The organism is Pseudoalteromonas sp. bablab_jr010 (genome assembly GCF_016464105.1).
Lineage (GTDB): Bacteria > Pseudomonadota > Gammaproteobacteria > Enterobacterales > Alteromonadaceae > Pseudoalteromonas > Pseudoalteromonas simplex.
Genome location: NZ_JACDWV010000082.1, coordinates 28,086 through 47,574 on the forward strand (window position 1 = coordinate 28,086; position 19,489 = coordinate 47,574).

Below are 19,489 nucleotides of genomic sequence, written 5' to 3' on the forward strand. Positions count from 1 at the left end.
TCTTTATTCGAATGGCGACTGTACGTCTGTATCGAATCATCTATTTGTTAATTTTTATAGTAGCTAGTTTTAAACAAAAATTGAGTATTTAAATTTCACTGCTAGAATGTATCTAGTTATTTACTTTTGCTTGGTTTAGTTCTGAAACGACGATTTCTCTTTTACCTTTATGCTATTACGCTTTTATTCTCTTGTATTGCTTCTGCGACGCAACTCAAAGCGGGTATCGTAAGTTATAATTTTTTTCCTTATCACACCCAAGACGCAAATGGTCAATATACTGGTGTAATTGTTGGTTACAGTAACGAAATAGCGCGTTTAGCTGGTGCCGATTTAGAGTACCGAGTTTACGACAGTCTTGACGAGCTTCTGGACGGACTTAAAGCTGGTGAAATAGACTTTGCGGTTGGATTGAATAAAACCACGCAGCGTAAAAAACATTATTTATTTTCAACACCCTTTATGGAAGGTCCTCGTGGAATAGTTGTAAATCAATCTATTGCGAATAGTGCCTTAAAGAACTTTGCTAGTTTACGATGGGTGTGTATCACTGGAAGTTCGCATTGCGAATATTTAGCTGAAAATGGGGCGCTTTATATAAATCGGTTTATAAAACCAGATGATGCGTTTAAAAAAGTGGCCGATGGCTCATTTGATGCTTTTTTAGGTGATTATTCAGTTTTGTCTCATCAGTTAAAAAATCGTGGTAAAGACGGTCTTAAAGTTGTAAGTCCTATCTGGCTTTCTAGTGAAACATTTCATGTCATGTTCAACCAACAGAAGACGGCTTTACGTAATCAAGTTAATTCTTTTTTAGCATCTATCTCTCCAACCACGAAACAATTATGGGAAAGTTCGGCAAGTGAAGAATATTTGGCCGCAAAAGCCTATAGTCAATTCAAACGTGAATTCAATAAAGTAAGTGTGAAAGGCAACAATAATTATTTACTTACGTTCTCGTTTATTGATGGTTTGTTTCCTATTAATGACACAAATCAAATTGGCGAAGCTACAGGCTATTTAAATGATACCCTTGAGTTACTATCTGAACGAAGTGGGTTCCAGTTTAAATATATCCCAGCTGCAAATTCCAAAGAATTAGAAAGATTATTTTTAGCGAATAAGATCGATCTCATTCCGACGATGACACCAACAAGAATTAATGAAGGTGTTTTGATTGCTTTACCGCCGCACGTAAGCGTAGAAATGGTTTTAATTTCTAAACGTTCGAGTAAAACTCAGCGTATTGGTTATATAGATCTGTTTGCAGATCCAAAAAAGAAGCTGCCAAGTGCTGAGAATTTAGAAACGGTGTCATTTAGCTCAATTGTGACACTTTTTTATGCTTTGAGGAACGACACGATTGATAGTGTTATCTTACCGCAAAGCATTGCGGCATATCAATTGAATCAGTTTTACATAGGCGAATTTTATATCAACCCTAAATACCGATATAATCAGCCGATCTATTTCCTTGTGAATAAAAACTTTACTGAATTAGTCAGTTTACTTGAAAGCCTTTTCAAAACACTAACGAGCAATGACTTCAATCATATTGTCAATCGTCATGGTATTTTTAATATCGAGCGTGGATATGACAAAACCACCGTTAATACAACTGCAATTTTAACCTTAATTCTTATCTGTATTTCGATTATTTATTTTGTTAGCTGGCGGATTACCATAAACCGTGAGATTTCAAAACGAAAAGAGGCTGAGCAAGTTGCGTTAAGTAAATTGAACTTCACTCTAAAACTCATCGATGATTTACCTACAATGGTAGTGATACAAGATTCTGAGCAAAAAAGGATAATGTGGAACAAAGCCTATAAGGATAATTTTGCTCATTTATGGGACGAAAAAAAACGGTATTTACGTGACGAGTTAGCACAAGTTAGCCAGTTATTGACGCAGAATAAGCAAAGCTTGCACTCTGGAAAAGTTTTTAATCGTCAAATGAACTTTACCAACAAAGTAGGAAAGAAGCTTGAGCTTCTCTACACTAAAAAGCCATATCTTGGAGTTGATGGTCAGTTGGCTGGGATTATGACCGTCATCACTGATTTGACTGAACATCATAACCTTCAAAGGGAAAACCAAGCGGTTCAACAATTATTACAAACGATTACTGATACTATCCCTGGCGGGGTATTTCAGTATGAATATTATGATAATGGTGAAGGGTGTTATACCTATATTAGCAAAGGGGCGCAAAGTTTATTGGGGGTAACATCAAGACAACTCAATAGCCGCGGTATGACCGGATGTATTTCCCCTTGTATTGTTGATGAAGACCGGGTGCAAATAGCTAAAGCCTTTAAGCAAGCAAGTAAGCGCAAAGGCATGATTGATATTGAGTTTAGAATTAATAATCTTGGCCAAAAAGTTTGGTGCCGTTATATTGCCAATGCACAAACAAAAGGCAATGACATACAACAAGGGGTTAGGTGGAATGGTATCTTATTAGATATTAGCTTACTCAAACATCATCAAGTTGAATTAAATAAGGCCAACCAACAGGCGCTTCAAGCTGATTTAGTTAAAAGTCGTTTTATTGCGACGATGAGTCATGAATTAAGGACACCTTTATCTGGGGTAAATGGTTTTATTGAGCTTTTAAAATCATCACAAGTAGACAGTGAGCAATCTACTTTAATCGAACACATTGAGGTTTCAGTAACTAAACTACAAGGTTTAGTTGATGATATTCTATATTTTGCAGACACTAGTACGGGTAACATCGAAGTAGTGGTTGAGAATGTTGATTTGGAAACTCATTTGTGTCGCATTCTACGAGCACATGAACATCAGGCTAAACAGAAGGGACTTCATTTCAATTTAAATTGGCTGACTGCTGCTTACACATCGACATCGGTTGATATTAATCATTTAATGCATGTTTTATCACACCTACTAAGTAATGCAGTTAAATTCACAAATCAGGGCTCAATAACTTGCGAGGTAAAGTTTGAGAAACAGTTGTTAAATATCACAATTACAGATACCGGTAAGGGGATGACAACTGAAGAGCTTGCTCAAATCTATAAACCATTTGAGCAAGCCGATAACTCTTTTCAACGCCAATTTGGCGGAACAGGCTTAGGCTTAGCGCTAGTAAAACAGCTGGTTGACGCGATGCAAGGCAGTATCACTTTGTCTAGCACATACGGCAAGGGGACGCATGTTTATTTATCTATCCCATTGCAACATACTAAAAAGCCTCAATTAAGCACATCATCTGGGTATTGGATTGTTTGTAGTAAAAGTGAAGAGCTGGTCCGGCTGCTTGGAACCATGGCAGTCAAACATACCATACTTGATTGGCCCTTGGAGTTATCTGAACTTAGTCAGACTGAAAATTTAATTATTGATGAGCAATACATGGTTGAGTTACTAGGAGAGCAGTGGCGTGCTAAAAAAGCAGGCATTGCTGCTAAGTATACTATTGTGCCATCAAGCCGAAATACTCAACAAGTAAATGATTGTAATTGTCATTTACTACCTATCGAACCACTTTATCCCGATTCATTACGAGAGCTACTTAATAATATTCATACCACCTTAGATATAATTAGCCCAGATAAAGCGCATTTATATGGCCAGATTTTAATTGCTGAAGATAATAAAACTAATCAATTATTACTTGAAAAACAATGTCAAAAATTAGGTATAAAAGCTGTAATGGTCGAGGATGGATTAGCTGCTTTAAGGGCGCTTGAAGAAGGGGACTTTGATCTACTCTTAACAGATTGCCATATGCCTCACTTAGATGGTTTTAAGTTAGCCGAACAGATCAGGACGATAGAAAAATTCCAGAACTTGCCAATTATCGGTTTTACTGCAGATGACTCTAAGACCTGCTTAAATAAAGCTCTCAGCTCAGGCATGAACAGTGTTTTGTTTAAGCCGTATAAACTTAATGAATTGTATAATCGGCTTGCAGAATTTATTGATCTTAATAAAGACGATGAAAACATTATTACAGATAGTAAGAATGTAAGTTTGCAAGGGATCAAAGATATACAGCATTGGCTTAATGTTTTTGGTAACGAAAGTGATGCAAAAATGTTGGCAGAGGTATTTATAAATAGTTTGCAGGATGATTTGAGTACGTTAGAAGGTCACCTCAATAGTGATGAGTTGGATAAAGTGTCTGCTGCTATTCATAAACTGAAAGGAGCGCTTGTCATGCTTCAATATCCACCTATCTCAAAACTAATTGTAGATACGGAAAAGATGTTTATTGATAATCATGATACTGCCATTGTTATTGATTTAATTACTGAGTTAAAAGACGTCATTGTTCAGATCAGAGCATGGGTATAATAAAAAGTTAGGATAAAGAATTAGAGTCGAATAGATTATTTTATGAATAGGGCATATACTAACTCATGTTTATACATTTTACTTAACTTTAATATTAAAGAGAGCTCTCAATGAAAGAAATCCGATCTTTTGTAAAATCTGCGTCATTATCTGAATTAGAAAAAGCAAAACAGCTAATCGACACAGCTATCGAGAAATATACTCAACAGCAAGAAGCTAAAAAAGAGGTACTCGATTTACTAAAAGAAAAAGGACTTACATTAGAAGATCTACAGGATGTAGTAACAACAGACAAACGCACTAAGGTAAAACCGAAGTACCGCATCGAATTTAATGGCGAAATTGTAGAATGGACAGGCCGTGGTAAACGACCTAAAGCATTCCAAGGTGTCGATTTAACAAAACACCTTGCTTAATTTTTTGCTTTAAAGAATACCAGGGGAAGCGTATGCTTCCCTTTTTTATGTCGATTATAGTCCGATAACATGAAGTACGTACTCAGACCCTACCAACAAGAGGCCGTAGAGCGCACGGTTGCTCACTTTCGACAAACAGATGACGCAGCACTAATTGTGTTACCAACAGGGGCTGGAAAAAGCCTGGTTATTGCTGAACTTGCGCGTATTGCCAAACAAAAAATTATGGTGCTTGCGCATGTTAAAGAATTGGTAGAACAAAACGCCGAGAAGTATATTAGCTTTGGCTTTAAGGCAAGTATTTTTTCTGCGGGGTTAAAACAAAAGTCATTAACGGAGCAAGTGACCTTTGCGAGCGTGCAATCATTGGCACGTAATACCGATAAGCTTACAGATGCTTACTCTTTGTTGATCATTGATGAATGTCATCGTGTCAGTGGTGATGAACAAAGTCAGTACGGGCAGGTGATAACGAGTCTAAAAAAACAAAACCCCAATCTTAAAGTACTTGGTTTAACTGCAACACCATTTCGTATGGGAATGGGCTGGGTTTATCATCATCACTATCATGGTTTTGTTAGAGGTGATAAAGACGCACCATTTAAAAAGTGTATTTTTGAGTTACCGCTGCGCTATATGATCAAAAACGGCTATTTAACGCCGCCTCATGAAGTCGATGCAGCTATTAGCCATTATGACTTTTCATCACTGCCGAGTGATTCATTTGGTCGTTACGGCATTGAGAATATGAATGCGTTATTAAAAGACAGCACCCGCGCGACAAAAGCCATTATCAAGCAAGTAATAGAGTACAGTGAACAGCGTCATGGTGTGATGATCTTCGCTGCAACCGTGATGCATGCCAAAGAAATTACTGGCTACTTACCTGAGGGTAGTACGGCACTTATCACCGGTGATACTGATAATAACGAGCGTGATCGAATTATTAATCAATTTAAAGCCAAAAAAATAAAGTATTTGGTTAATGTATCCGTACTCACGACGGGCTTTGATGCCCCTCACGTTGATTATATTGCGATTTTACGGCCCACCGAATCTGTCAGTTTATATCAACAAATAGTGGGTCGAGGCCTTCGTTTAAGCGAAGGAAAAAAAGACTGCTTAGTTATTGATTATGCTGGTAATGGCTTTGATTTGTTCTACCCAGAGGTAGGGAGTAAAAAAGCGCAAAGTGATAATGAGCCAGTTCAAGTGCTATGCCCTGGCTGTGGATTTGCGAATATTTTTTGGGGTAAAACTGATGGCGAAGGCAAGGTGATTGAGCATTTTGGTAGGCGCTGCCAAGGCTTGCTGGACGATGGTGAAGAGCAAATACAGTGTGATTATCGTTTTCGTTTTAAAGAATGTGAGCAGTGTGGTGAGCAAAATGACATTGCAGCAAGGCAGTGTCAGTCTTGTGGTGCCATTATGGCAGACCCTGATGATAAACTGCGGGAAGCGCTTAATTTAAAAGATGCTTTGGTATTAAGGTGTAGTGGTTTGTCGGCACAGTTGCTCGCAAAAGGTTTACTTAAAATTAGCTACTATGATGAAGATGGAGCTAGTTGTGATGAGGTGTTTAACTTAGCAAATGACACCGGGCGATTTATTTTTAATAAGCAGTTTGGAAAACGAGCAGCACCCGGTTTTACCCCAATAGATTGGCAAAGCGCGGAGCAGGTTGTCGATTTACAACAGCAACTACTTGCACCCGATTTTGTGATTGCGCGTAAAAATAAAAAATACGGTTGGAAAGTGGCAGAAAAGCTTTTTGATTATCAGGGCCGTTTTCGTAAGGCGAATCAACTAAGTTGATCCCCTTACGAGATGTAGGAGTGGCTTATTCTTCTTCGGCCATTAAACCCCAGCCATCGCCATATCCATTATGGCCATTAGCGATGCTTTCTAAGTATTGTTCTGTTTGGCTAAGTAAGGTGTGTTCTGGCACCATCTTCACACGGGTAATTACTTCCCACACCCCTGTATCTGGGCACTTGGTTAATTCTGTTGAAGGGGCAAGCTCATCACTTGTTATCGCTTTAGCAAATTTCTCTGCTTCAGGCTTTTGTTCAAAAAGAATATAGAAATCGATAGTTTGCATACTGGTTAAATCAACACCAGCGTCAGCAATTTCAGCTAATAATTGACCGTTTTCGTCATCAGGGAAGTGCATTTAGTCGCTCGTTCATTATAAATCTAGGTATTGTCCGCTATTGTAGCGAAAATAATTGTTTAACGCGTACTAATTTTAACATTTCAATTATGTCAGTGGCTATGGCACTGTGCTAGTATCTTTTTGTACTCATTTTAGATTATGACTCTTCCAAAAAAGTAAGGATATTTTTTGTATACTCGGCATTTCTTTTTTGTCTTTGTGTTTTTCTGCTTTTCATACAGCCAGCACGCGATTAGTGCCTCAACTGTTATTAAAGATTACAAAATTCAGGGGATCAGTGGTGAGCTCGAAAAAAACGTTGAGCTTTACATTAAGCAACTAATTGATGAAAAAACCTCAAAGGCATTAAAGCGTCATGCTAAAAGCCAAGTAGAAATGAGTTTAAAAGCGCTTGGTTATTATAAGCCGACTATCAAAATTAGTTTTGATAACGCACAACAGCTATTAATTGTCGATGTTGAGCGTGGTCCTGTTACTCGAATCGCAGATATCAATGTAACCATTACAGGTGCCGGTAAAGATGACGCCGAATTTATGTCTGCCGTCAACAGCATCAAAATCAAACAAGGTGACTTTTTAAATCACGGCAAATATGAGGCCGCGAGAAAGCGCATCGAAAGCCAACTATTAGACTTAGGTTATTTTGATGCAAAATGGCATGAGCATAAATTGGCGGTATCGCTAAAAAATAATAGCGCAAAGATTATTTTTAATGTCGATACTGGGCCTCGTTATCAGTTTGGTGATATCACTATTGGTACTGAGACCCCGGCTGAAAAATACATTCGCTCGCTGGCTGAATTTAAACAAGGTCAGCCATATAAAGCGACTGACATTTCTGATTACAACCTAGCACTGTCGAGCACCCCTTATTTTGCCAGTGTCCGTGTGTATGCAGACATTGCAAAACGTAAAAACAACCAAGTGCCTGTTAATGTTGACGTATTACATAAACCAGCCAATAGCTATGAAGTGGGTGGCGGTTTTAATACTGATTTTGGCCCAAAAGTTCGCTTTAAATGGACTAAGCCATGGATAACGGAAGACGGTCATTATCTTGAAAGCAACTTAAATGTGTCAGAGAGGCAGCAAGATATTTCGCTAGGTTATACCGTCCCAGTAGACGACCCTAATGATGATCTTTGGCGTTTTTCGTTAGGCTATAAACTCGAAGATGGTGTAACAAATGACCTTTACAGTAAAATTTTAACTGGCCAATTACAGCGCCAGTGGTTAACCGAAGATGATTGGGTTCGAACCGCATTTATCCGCCGTGATTATGAAACCTACCGAATTGGAGAAGAAGAACAAAGTGCAAAAATGTTGATGCCGGGTATCAGCTACGCCAAAAAAGACACTGAGGGCGGAACGACTCCTTACGAGGGGTACCAATGGCTGCTGTCAGCTGAATTTGGGTTAGAGGACATGATGTCTTCAACTAATATCCTACGTTTACAACTGCAAAACGCATGGTTGAATACCTTCGCCGATCGTCATTTACTGTACTTAAGAGCTAATTTAGGTGCCATGCTGGTTGAAGATATTAATGACGTACCGTTATCGCTTCGTTTCTATGCGGGGGGGGATCAAAGTGTCCGTGGTTTTGCTTATGAATCTATTTCACCAGAAGATGAACAAGGTCGTTTAATTGGTGGTAAATACTTAATAAGCGGTACAATTGAGTATAACTATCAATTTGCCGAGCATTGGCGAGCAGCTTTATTTGTCGATAGTGGTACCGCAACAAATGATTTTAGCGACCGCGTCGAAGTCGGTGCTGGCTTTGGTTTTCGGTATTTAACACCGGTTGGTCCTGTACGTATCGACCATGCTTGGGGTTTAACAAAAGAAAGTAAAAGTACCCGATTAAGTATTACCATAGGGCCTGAAATCTAATGAAGATGTTAAAAAAGATAACCAAGGTTCTATTAATTACGCTGGCAAGTTTGCTAGTTATTGTGTTTTGTTTGTTATTCACCGCGCCTGGTAATCACTTTATTGCATTCACGGCGAATAAGTTAGTTGATGGCTTATCAATCAAGTTGCCATCTGGTCGTTTTTTATATAACGATGCGTTTGACGTTCACTTTGAAAATCAAAGCATTAAGTTTGATGCAAAGCAGCTAAAAATTGATTTATTTTGGTGGCGTTGTGATGGGGTTTGTCTTGATAATTTAAGCGCCCAGTCGATTGATTTAAATATTAAAAGTCAGGCTGCATCAACTGAGCAGAGCACTGAAACAGAACCTAATGTTGAGCAAGTCACACAAATTAGTTTACCTATGAAGGTTGTTGTTAAGCGTGTTGCAATTAATCGCTTTAATCTAGCGCACCCGAGTGCCGATGTAACAGTCAACAAACTAAACTTAAGTGCTCGCGGCGAAGCATCGGATTTAACAGTGGATACACTGACTATTGCTGATGTTGCTGTAATGCTGCACGAAACAAAAGAGCAGCCTAAATCAGCCCCATTAACTGAGTTGCCAGCATTGCCCGCAATTGATATTAGGGTCCCGATTGATGTTGAGCTAAAGCAATTTCAAATAAGTAAAGTTGCCATTACCCCTTATGGCGCAGAACAGGCTCAGCTTATTGAAAATATTGAATTGGTTGCCTCAGCCAAAGAGAGCGATATTAATCTTAAAAAGCTTGCTGCAAGCTATCAGCAATGGCAATTGCATACTAATTTAACGGCTGAACTTTCTGGTGAAAACACTATTGAGGGGGCCGTGTCTGTAAAAAGCACTGAACATCAAGCTAATCTGTCGCTTTCAGGCCCGCTTGCGGATTTAAAGTTAAGTTTAGTAACGCAAGGAACATACCCTGCACAGTTAAAAGGGGCTGTGAATCTAAAACAAACAAATTACCCATTTGATTTAATAGGCCAGATAGCAAAGTGGCAAATTGCCACAGACACACAGCAGCTGCAATTATCGGACTTTGATTTAAAAGCCAAAGGCCATGCCGATGCTTATGCTGTCGATTTGAGTTTAGTCACGCAACTAGACGCATTACCTGCGATGACTGTGAAATCAAAATTACAGGGTAGTTTAACAAATGCAAAACTTGAGCAATTAAGCCTCAATGCTAATGACAGTAAAGCAGATATTAACGCATCTGTTGATTGGTCGAATGGGGTAAAAAGCGAATTTAAAGGGGCTTTAAGCCACTTAAAAGCCCAATATTTAACGGATGCTCTTAGTAGTGATTTATCTGGTGAATTCAATGGTTCATTTAACTTACAGGCAGGTGAGTGGCAGCTTGCGTTAGATAACACGCAATTAAATGGCTCTGTGAATCAAATTCCAGTGACTTTGTTGTCGGATTTTGAGCTTGATAGTAGCTTGCATGCAAGTTTTAAAAAACTTGAAATAAAAAGCGGTAAAAATGAAATTGCGTTATCGGGACAGGTGGATAAAGTATGGCGTGTCGACGGTAAATTGCGTTTAGATGCAAGTGATCAAGATGTTTTGCCTATGCAAGGCAAGGGCTTTGCTGATCTGAGTTTGCGTGGAGAGCGTCTTGAGCCTACTGTTGATTTAAGTTTAGTCCTGAATACCTTGAGTTATCAAGATATTCAGGTTGACGGTTTAACATTAAAAGGGCAATTTGATTACGCCGCAAACTGGCAAACGGATGTATCACTGGTGCTTGATTCCGCATCGATCGCAGAGCACAAAATTAATCAAATTGAGTTAGATGCCAGTGGCGATAAAACAGATCACCATTTAACTTTTTTACTCGATGCAGATCAAGGCAAGGCATCATTCGATGTTGACGGTAAATTTAATAAAGAAACTTGGCAAGGTGCATTAAGTCAAATTCTTGTTACTGATAATCAGGTGCGTTTTGGCACTAATAAGCCAGTTAATATTCAAGTGAATACCAAAACCTTTGACTTTAATGTAGGCGCGCATTGCTGGCAAAGCGATAACTCAAAACTATGCTTTGAGACCTTGCAGCAAACTAAACAATTAGGTCAGTTAAATGCACAGCTTGCTGCGTTATCTATTGCTGAATTTAAACACTTCTTACCCGATAACTTGAAAGTAACTGGCGATGCAAACGGGGAGTTTGTTGCTAATTGGAATAATGGCGCATTAAAAACCATCCGTGCCAATATCAAAACTCAGCAGCTAGAAGCATCTTTAATTGATGGGGCAAATGTTTATAAATTACCAGTCGAGGTTTTAGAGGTCTCGGCAATGAGTGACGCGCAAGTTGGTAAACTTAATGCTACCCTTGACTCCTCTGTGTTAGGTAAAGTGACGTCCGAGCTCAACATTGATGATATTCAAAATCAGCAGAACTTAGCGGGCGACTTGGTTATTGAGAAAATTGAGTTAACAAACTTACGGCCTTTTATTTCGTCACTTGAGCAATTAACAGGCGACATTAAAGGCCGATTAGCTATTGCAGGCACCTTGAAAGAACCATTACTCAATGGTGACTTTGATGTCGAAAAAATCAATCTTGAAGGGGTAACCTTGCCTGTATCGCTGCAAAACTCTTATGTGAACATTGCCTTTAATAATCAAAGTGCAACGCTCAAGGGGGAGCTCAAAGATGCTGAAGGAGGCGCGCTCGATTTGTCAGGTGGGATTGATTGGCAGCAAGAACTACCAGACGTTGATGTGAGGTTAAATGGTAAAGAGTTTTTTGTTCGTGCTCAGCAAGATGTTACCTTTAAAGTGTCTCCAGATTTAACTATGTCGTTGAAAGATAATGCGTTTAATCTTGATGGCCAAGTCGTCGTGCCATGGGGGCGTATCGCCATTGAAGAGCTGCCGGAAGGTGCTGTGCAAGTCAGCGATGATGAAGTCATTGTTGATATTGAGCAGCAACAGTCAGAAAAAGTCCCTTTTGATTATGCTATTAACTTAAAGGTGTTGGTTGAAAATGATGTGCGCGTTGACTCGTTTGGCTTACAGTCGAAAGTTGAAGGCGACATCAACATCAGCATGGACCAAGTTACACCGATGATAGCAACGGGTGAATTGAACCTTGTTCAGGGCACCTACCGCGCATTTGGCCAAGATTTGATAATCCGAACTGGACAAGTTGGTTTTAGCGGCTCAATTGAGAAGCCTTACCTAAATATTAAGGCAATTCGTAACCCTGATAACACCTCGAATGGCGTGATTGCAGGTATTACCTTAACAGGTAATGTTGAACAACCTTCGTTAAAAGTATTCTCAGAGCCTGCGATGGATCAAGCACAAGCATTGGCTTATTTATTAAATGGGCAACCTCTTGATGAAGGAGATAGCTCGACCGATGCGATGCTCACTCAATTATTGCTTGCCCAAGGTGTTAACCGTAGTGAAGGAATGGTTTCTAAGATTGGCGAAAGCTTTGGTTTGTCAGATGTCAGTTTAAGTTCAAGTGGTAGTGGCGATGACACTAAAGTTGAAATATCTGGCTATGTTACTCCAGGTATTCAAGTTAAATACAGTGTCGGTATTTTTGATTCATTAAGTGAAGTGGCGGTTCGCTATCAACTGCTGTCGCAACTGTATATTGAGGTGACCAGTGGCTTGAATCAAAATGTTGATATTCTTTACAAGTTTGATTGGGACTAATACCTACGCTTGTGATTAAACATCGCTTTTACTTGCTTATTTAGGTTTAAGTTAATAGGCTGAATTGTCAATTACTTAAAAGATAATAATAATGAAATTAAGTCTATTAACCTTATGCCTTGGTGCCTTCTTAGCTGCACCAATTGATGTTGATGCAAAAGAAACTAGTCAAAAACGTTCTGCTGGCGAAATCATTATGACCGCAAGTAGTAGTGAGTGGCGAAAAGTCAGTGCCGAAAACGTCATTAAATTAACCTTACCTACGGGTGCGGCTTATATCGAACTAAACGATGAATTAGCGCCCATTCACGCAAATAACATGCGACAGCTTGCCAAAGAAGGGTTTGTCGCGCAGGGCGGGGATGCTAGCGAAAGTAAACCCGTTAAAAATGCCAAAAAAGGGTTACCTGCTGAGTTTTATCTACGCACAAAGACGCCTTTAGCGATTACAGAGCTTAAAGGGCCTGATGGCTATGCCACTAAAACGGGCTTTTTAAATGGCTTTGCTGTGGCACAAAACCAAAGCCAAACAGAAACATGGCAAGTACATTGCCCAGGGGTCTTTGCCATGGCCCGCGATAATGATATCAATTCGGGTGGTACCGAATTTTATGTAACCATTGGCAATAGCCAGCGCTATTTAGACCGTAATATCACCGTGTTTGGTCGTGTTTTAGAAGGCATGGAACACTTTAATTTATTGCAGCGAACAGCCACTGAAGGTCAGGCATTTAACCCCATCACCGATATGCAAGTATTAGCAGATATTAAAGACACTGATAACAGTGAATTTCGGGTGATGAAAACAGACTCAAATGCATTTAAAGCCCTCATTGAAGCACGTAAAAACCGAGTAGAAGCGTGGTTTGTTGAAAGCCCCAATTTTATCGATGTGTGTGCAATGCCAATTCCAACCGAACGGATTAAATAAAGCCATGACCACCTGATAGATTATTTGATACAATATCAGTCTATTGGTTAAGAAATATAAGGGTATCGGGTGGTTAACCTAGGTCCGCTGTTTGGCGAATTAAAAACGTGTTTACGCAAAGATCAATTCATCTTCAAAAAACGCCTTCATGGCATCAAAAAAATCAACGATGAAACTAAGCAAGCGAGCATAGCGCAAAAAATAGCTGAAGATATTAGCCGTTCGCAGCAATTGCGCGAGCAACGTTTGACTGCCTTACCTAAAGTGACCTACCCAGAGCAACTTCCTGTTAGCCAAAAGAAAGATGATATTAAACAGGCGATTGCCAATAACCAAGTGGTGATCATTGCCGGTGAAACAGGTTCTGGTAAAACGACGCAGATCCCAAAAATGTGTTTAGAGCTTGGCCGCGGTGTTGATGGATACATTGGCCACACGCAGCCTCGTCGACTCGCGGCTCGAAGTGTCGCGAATCGTATTGCAGAAGAAATGCAATGCGAGCTAGGTCAACAAGTGGGCTTTAAAATTCGCTTTAGTGACCAAGTTTCTGACAATAGCTACATTAAATTGATGACAGACGGTATTCTGCTGGCTGAAATTCAACAAGACAGATACCTAAACCAGTACGATACCATCATCATCGATGAAGCCCACGAACGTAGTCTGAATATCGATTTCATCTTAGGCTATTTAAAAAATTTACTGCCAAAACGTCCTGACTTAAAAGTTATTATTACCTCAGCAACAATTGACCCTGAGCGCTTTTCTAAACATTTTGACGATGCACCCATCATTGAAGTATCAGGTCGTACTTTCCCCGTAGAGGTTCGTTACAGACCAACTACTGAAATCAATAAAGATGAGATGGAAGCGGATGGTGACCAATTACAGGGTATTTTTGATGCCGTTGACGAGCTGTGTGATGAAGGTCCCGGCGATATTCTGATTTTTATGAATGGTGAACGAGAAATTCGCGATACCGCCGATGCGTTATCAAAGCGAAACCTCAAAGGCACCGATGTTTTACCGCTATATTCGCGTCTATCAAACGCTGAACAGAACCGAATTTTTGCGCCGCATAGCCGCCGTCATATTATTTTAGCTACCAACGTGGCTGAAACATCACTAACGGTGCCGGGTATTCGCTATGTTATCGACCCAGGTACCGCGCGTATCAGCCGTTATAGCTATCGTACCAAGGTACAACGATTACCGATTGAGCCAATTTCACAAGCCAGTGCCAATCAGCGAAAAGGCCGCTGTGGTCGTATTGAAGCGGGTATCTGTATTCGTTTATACAGCGAAGACGACTTTAATTCGCGTCCAGAGTTTACTGATCCTGAAATTTTACGCACCAACTTAGCCTCTGTTATTTTGCAAATGCTTGGTTTAGGGCTTGGCGACATGCAACAGTTCCCGTTCGTGCAAGCGCCAGATAGCCGAAATATCAACGATGGTTTAACGCTACTTGAAGAACTCGAAGCCATTAAGCCAGCTAAACGTCATAAAAAGACTGAGCTTACTAAATCAGGCAGAAGTTTAAGCCGTTTACCTGTTGATCCACGTTTAGCGAAAATGGTGCTGACTGCCGATGGCTTAGGTGCACTGCGTGAAGTGATCATTATTGTTGCGGCATTGTCGATTCAAGACCCAAGAGAGCGACCACAAGAAAAACGCGGTGCAGCGGATGAAAAGCACGGCCGTTTTGACGATCCAGATTCAGATTTTATCGCCTTTTTAAATTTATGGAATTACCTTGAAGAGCAGCAATCTGAATTGAGCAATAGCCAATTTAGAAAGTTATGCCAAAAAGACTTTTTAGCCTATATGCGTATTCGCGAATGGCAAGATATTGTTTATCAGCTATCAACGGTGTGTAATGAAATGGGCATGAAGGCCACTACCAATGTTGCTGATAGCGAACGAATCCATCAATCTTTATTGAGCGGTATGCTAAGTCATATTGGTTTTAAAGATGAAAAACAAATTTATAAAGGCGCACGCAACAGCCAGTTCCATATTTTTCCAGGCTCAGGATTATTTAAAAAGAGCCCAAAATGGATTATGTCGGCTGAGCTTGTTGAAACCAGCAAACTTTATGCGCGGATCAACGCACGCATAGACCTAAAATGGGTTGAAGGCTTTGCACAGCATTTAGTAAAGCGCAGCTACAGCGAACCGCATTGGGAGAAAAAGCCGGGTGCAGTTATCGCGTTTGAACAGCAAACCCTGTATGGCCTATTAATTGTTAATAAGCGCCGCTGTGTTTATAGCAATATTGATCCAAAAGTAAGTCGCGAGTTGTTTATTCGCTCGGCGTTGGTAGAGCAAGAGCTGGGTCAAAATGAAGGGTTTTTACACTATAACCAAGAGTTAATTGAAGATATTCAGGTTCTTGAAAATAAATCTCGCCGCCGTGATATCTTGGTTGATGAACAAACCTTATTTGAATTCTACGACAAGAAAATTCCGCAAGATGTAAATAATCGTGCTGCGTTTAATAAGTGGTGGAAGGGACAAAAACAAAAAGATAAGCGCTTTTTGCACATGTCTCGAGAAGAATTAATGCAGCATGGTGCCGATCATGTCACCGAGTTCGATTACCCAGATACATGGCAGCAAGAGAACTTGTTATTACCACTGGCTTATCATTTTGATCCAGGCCAAGCCGTTGATGGTGTTGCGGTACAAATTCCGGTAGCACTGTTAAACCAAGTGCAAGAAACTGGCTTTGATTGGCATATTCCTGCATTTAGACATGAATTAATTTGTGCGCTTATCAAGTCGCTACCAAAAACGATCCGTCGCAACTTTGTGCCTGCGCCAAACTACGCCGATGCGGTACTTGCTGCAATCGAGCCGATGCAAGGCAACTTAATTGATGCAATTAGCACGCGCTTATTACGTATGACAGGTGTGCGTGTTGAGCCAGATGCATGGGATTTATCAACCCTTGCTCCGCATTTACGCTTACAGTTTGAAGTACGCGATGAACACGATAAGTTACTCGCTCGCGGGTTAAATTTATCTAAACTAAAAGCTCAGTTACAAGGTAAGGTAACGGATACCTTATCGAAAGTAGCCGACAAGGGCATAGAGAAAGCTGATTTGACCGAGTGGAGTTTTGGTGAGTTACCAAGTTCTTACGTGAAAAAGCAAGGTCAATACGAAATCAAAGCGTTTCCAGCGCTGGTGGATAAAAAAGACTCAGCAGCGGTTGAGTTATTTGATAATGAACACAAAGCTCAGCAGGCGCACCAACAAGGTTTACGTCGCTTAGTGTTATTAAATGTGCCATCACCGATTAAGTATTTACAGCAAAATTTACCGAATAAATCTAAATTAGGTTTGTACTTTAATCCGTTTGGTAAGGTCAATGACTTAATTGATGACTGTATCGCTGCAGCCGTCGATAGCCTACTAACTAAATATGGCAACATCCGCACTGCAGATGCGTTTGTAAAAGCGAAAGAGCAAATTCGTGGTGAGCTTGGTGACACGGTGGTTGAGATTGCCACCCAAGTAGAGCAAGTGCTAAGTATTGCACATGGCTTAAATAAACGGATGAAAGGACGCGTTGATCTAACCATGATAACAGCGCACGGTGATATTAAATCACAGTTACAAAGCTTAGTGTTCAAAGGCTTTGTTAGCCAGCATGGGGCAGCAAAGATGACGGATTTAATTCGTTACTTAAAAGCCATTGAACGCCGCTTAGAAAAGCTACCTGTTGACCCTAACCGCGATAGGTTGTGTGTACTTGAGCTTGAAAAAGTAGCCGAGCAATATCAAAAACTAGCGAACAAAATCCCTAAGGGAATGCCAATTCCTGAAGAGATCAGTGCGATATTTTGGATGCAACAGGAGTTACGTGTTTCTTTATTTGCACAAACACTAGGGACACCTTATCCTGTATCTGCTAAACGTGTTTTAAACGCAATTAAAGAATCTGAGTTATAATACTAAGGAATGAGCAATGGAGGTGTCACCTCCTTGCTTGACGCTAAAACACAGATGCTAAAAGGAGGTTATGTGGGCATTGAAAAGGAAAGACCAATCTCAGTTCCTGAACGGGCGGTAAATCGACCGCGACCAACTATTTTGGTCGTCGATGATGAATATTTTAATTTTGAAATGCTCAAAGCAAGCCTTGGAAATGAGTTTTCGTTAAGTTATGCAAATTCAGGCGCATCGTGTTTAACGTCTGCCATTGCGGAGCCACCAGATGCTATACTGCTCGATGTTTGTATGCCAGGCTTAGATGGTTATGATACGTGCCGCTTACTAAAAAACACCCCAGAAACAGCGCAAATTCCTGTTGTCATGGTGTCTGGTCTTGAAACCGAGCTTGAACAAAAAGCGGGGTTTGATGCCGGTTGCGACGCCTATGTAGTGAAGCCTTTTTCTGTTAAAACATTAATAGAAAAAATAAAAACACTGGTATAGGAGGCCATATGTTTCATGAGGAGAAACGCGATTTTCGCCGCATGCAAATTCATACCCCTGCAAAACTGATCCCATTAGATGCAGTTAATGGCGAAGAAATTCAGGTTACGTGTACTGATTTAAGTGCAACAGGGCTGGCAATACACCTTGATGAAGTCTTAGAAATTGGTAGTCTTTATCGGGTGCTAATTGCTTCGACTAGCACGGCGATTACTTCATTTGATGCAACAGCCCGTGTAATTCGGGCAACCAAGGAGCAAGATGGCTCCTTGAGTGCTGGGTTAGAAATTGTAAGTTTTAATTAGTAAACCTTACAGATCAGGCCTTTCAGATAAAAGCCTTCTGGGTAGCTGCCAGCAATCGGGTGGTCGGCAGCTTGATTTAGTCGTTCCATGATCAACAAGTCTTTACCTGCATCAAGGGCTGCATCCGCAACCACTTTTTGAAATAAATTTTGTTCCATTAATCCAGAGCACGAGAAGGTAAGTAAAGTGCCACCTGGTTTTAAGATTTGCATCGCAATCATATTAATATCTTTATAACCACGGCAGGCACCGGTTAACTGCGCTTTGTTGTCAGCAAATTTTGGTGGATCCATAACAATAGTATCAAATTGCACACCTTCATCACGGTATTGGCGCAACAACTTAAAAACATCTTGTTTTACGAAATCAACTTTCGATAAATCAAGGTTGTTATGCTCAACGTTACGCTTTGCTGTATCGAGCGCTGGCTGTGATACATCAACGTTAGTCACGTGCTTACAACCACCACGCAAAGCATATAGCGAGAATGTACCTGTGTAGCTAAAGCAGTTTAATACCGTTTTGTCTTTAACAAAGCGCTCAAGGGCTGCACGGCTATCACGTTGGTCTAAGTAAAAGCCAGTTTTGTGGCCTTCAAGAATGTCTACTTCGAGTTTTAAGCCATTTTCTTCAATGATGACTGGCTCAATTGGTTCCTTGCCCCAAAGTATTCCCTTGATTGGCTCAAGGCCTTCTTTAGTGCGTACATCAACGTCTGAACGTTCATAAATATCGCAGCCCGGAAAAATAGTCATCAGTGCAGCAACAATTTCACCTTTATGGCGCTCTGCACCTGCACTAAGTAGTTGGCACACCAATACATTATCAAATTTATCGATAGTGATGCCTGGCAAGTAGTCAGACTCAGCAGCGCTTAAACGAAAACCCGTTAAACCGCCTTCGCTGATCACCTGTTCACGCGCAGCATAGGCACGGCGTAAACGTTTTTCAAAAAATGCTTGGTCAATTACTTCGTTTTGATCGAAGCTCCATACGCGAGCGCGAATTTGCGATTGCGGGCTGTAAGCTGCAATGGCTAAAAACTTGCCGTCATTGTCATAGATAGTGACAGTATCACCTAGTCCTGGCTTACCTTTTACTTTTTTAATGGCTTTTGAGAACACCCATGGGTGTTTTCTTTTTAATGATTTTTCTCGTCCAGCTTGCAGGTAAATAGCAGATGACATAGGGATTCTCGCGTCAAACAAAAGGGGGCATAGTTTAATGAAGCACTGGCAAACATACAATGAATGTTTTGAACAAATCTAGCAACCACGCTAAAGTAAGCATAATTTCAATCAGTAAAT

General features: G+C 40.4%; 11 protein-coding genes. 9 read left to right on the top strand and 2 right to left on the bottom strand.

What is annotated here, in order from left to right; translation table 11 throughout:
- Positions 1-126: 126 nt before the first annotated feature.
- The 3 genes from JIG37_RS07410 (at position 127) to JIG37_RS07420 (ending at position 6,557) form a co-directional block, all read left to right on the top strand.
- Positions 127-4,326 (top strand): transporter substrate-binding domain-containing protein, encoded by a 4,200-nt coding sequence (locus tag JIG37_RS07410; RefSeq protein WP_199529081.1) that lies wholly within the window; start codon positions 127-129, stop codon positions 4,324-4,326.
- Between the two features lie 110 nt (positions 4,327-4,436).
- On the top strand, positions 4,437-4,742 hold the full coding sequence (locus JIG37_RS07415) for an H-NS histone family protein (protein WP_054553670.1): 306 nt from the start codon (positions 4,437-4,439) through the stop codon (positions 4,740-4,742).
- A gap of 69 nt (positions 4,743-4,811) precedes the next feature.
- Positions 4,812-6,557: a DEAD/DEAH box helicase gene (locus JIG37_RS07420; RefSeq protein WP_199529082.1), complete on the top strand. Its 1,746-nt coding sequence runs from the start codon at positions 4,812-4,814 to the stop codon at positions 6,555-6,557.
- A 25-nt stretch (positions 6,558-6,582) separates the two neighbouring features.
- Here JIG37_RS07420 and JIG37_RS07425 read toward each other — a convergent pair whose 3' ends face one another.
- Complete coding sequence (locus tag JIG37_RS07425) at positions 6,583-6,915, bottom strand: ribonuclease E inhibitor RraB (RefSeq protein WP_054553668.1); 333 nt, start codon at positions 6,913-6,915, stop codon at positions 6,583-6,585.
- Between the two features lie 171 nt (positions 6,916-7,086).
- Between JIG37_RS07425 and JIG37_RS07430 the strand changes: the two genes are divergently transcribed.
- From JIG37_RS07430 to JIG37_RS07455, 6 genes are all read left to right on the top strand, one after another.
- On the top strand, positions 7,087-8,814 hold the full coding sequence (locus JIG37_RS07430; RefSeq protein ID WP_054553667.1) for an autotransporter assembly complex family protein: 1,728 nt from the start codon (positions 7,087-7,089) through the stop codon (positions 8,812-8,814).
- Positions 8,814-12,500, top strand: coding sequence for a translocation/assembly module TamB domain-containing protein (locus JIG37_RS07435; protein ID WP_199529083.1), 3,687 nt, complete (start codon positions 8,814-8,816; stop codon positions 12,498-12,500). Before JIG37_RS07430 ends, JIG37_RS07435 begins: the two co-directional genes overlap by 1 nt.
- A gap of 91 nt (positions 12,501-12,591) precedes the next feature.
- Positions 12,592-13,431 carry a peptidylprolyl isomerase gene (locus JIG37_RS07440; RefSeq protein WP_199529084.1) on the top strand — a complete coding sequence of 280 codons (840 nt, stop codon included), beginning with the start codon at positions 12,592-12,594 and terminating at the stop codon, positions 13,429-13,431.
- A gap of 69 nt (positions 13,432-13,500) precedes the next feature.
- Positions 13,501-17,391, top strand: coding sequence for an ATP-dependent RNA helicase HrpA (gene hrpA / locus JIG37_RS07445; RefSeq protein ID WP_166339724.1), 3,891 nt, complete (start codon positions 13,501-13,503; stop codon positions 17,389-17,391).
- A gap of 72 nt (positions 17,392-17,463) precedes the next feature.
- Positions 17,464-17,877 (top strand): response regulator, encoded by a 414-nt coding sequence (locus JIG37_RS07450; RefSeq protein WP_316247579.1) that lies wholly within the window; start codon positions 17,464-17,466, stop codon positions 17,875-17,877.
- 8 nt (positions 17,878-17,885) lie between these two features.
- Positions 17,886-18,182 carry a PilZ domain-containing protein gene (locus JIG37_RS07455; RefSeq protein ID WP_054553663.1) on the top strand — a complete coding sequence of 99 codons (297 nt, stop codon included), beginning with the start codon at positions 17,886-17,888 and terminating at the stop codon, positions 18,180-18,182.
- Here the strand turns inward: JIG37_RS07455 and JIG37_RS07460 are convergent.
- A complete protein-coding gene (locus JIG37_RS07460; protein ID WP_138618615.1) occupies positions 18,179-19,369 on the bottom strand; it encodes a class I SAM-dependent methyltransferase in 1,191 nt (396 codons plus the stop codon). The genes JIG37_RS07455 and JIG37_RS07460 overlap by 4 nt on opposite strands.
- Positions 19,370-19,489: the final 120 nt, after the last annotated feature.

What these genes read in the sequence shown, in the direction of transcription:
- JIG37_RS07415 (WP_054553670.1), top strand. Translation starts at nt 4,437, where the DNA reads ATGAAAGAAATCCGATCTTTTGTAAAATCTGCGTCATTATCTGAATTA.
- JIG37_RS07420 (WP_199529082.1), top strand. Translation starts at nt 4,812, where the DNA reads ATGAAGTACGTACTCAGACCCTACCAACAAGAGGCCGTAGAGCGCACG.
- JIG37_RS07425 (WP_054553668.1), bottom strand. Translation starts at nt 6,915, where the DNA reads ATGCACTTCCCTGATGACGAAAACGGTCAATTATTAGCTGAAATTGCT.
- JIG37_RS07435 (WP_199529083.1), top strand. Translation starts at nt 8,814, where the DNA reads ATGAAGATGTTAAAAAAGATAACCAAGGTTCTATTAATTACGCTGGCA.
- JIG37_RS07440 (WP_199529084.1), top strand. Translation starts at nt 12,592, where the DNA reads ATGAAATTAAGTCTATTAACCTTATGCCTTGGTGCCTTCTTAGCTGCA.
- JIG37_RS07455 (WP_054553663.1), top strand. Translation starts at nt 17,886, where the DNA reads ATGTTTCATGAGGAGAAACGCGATTTTCGCCGCATGCAAATTCATACC.
- JIG37_RS07460 (WP_138618615.1), bottom strand. Translation starts at nt 19,369, where the DNA reads ATGTCATCTGCTATTTACCTGCAAGCTGGACGAGAAAAATCATTAAAA.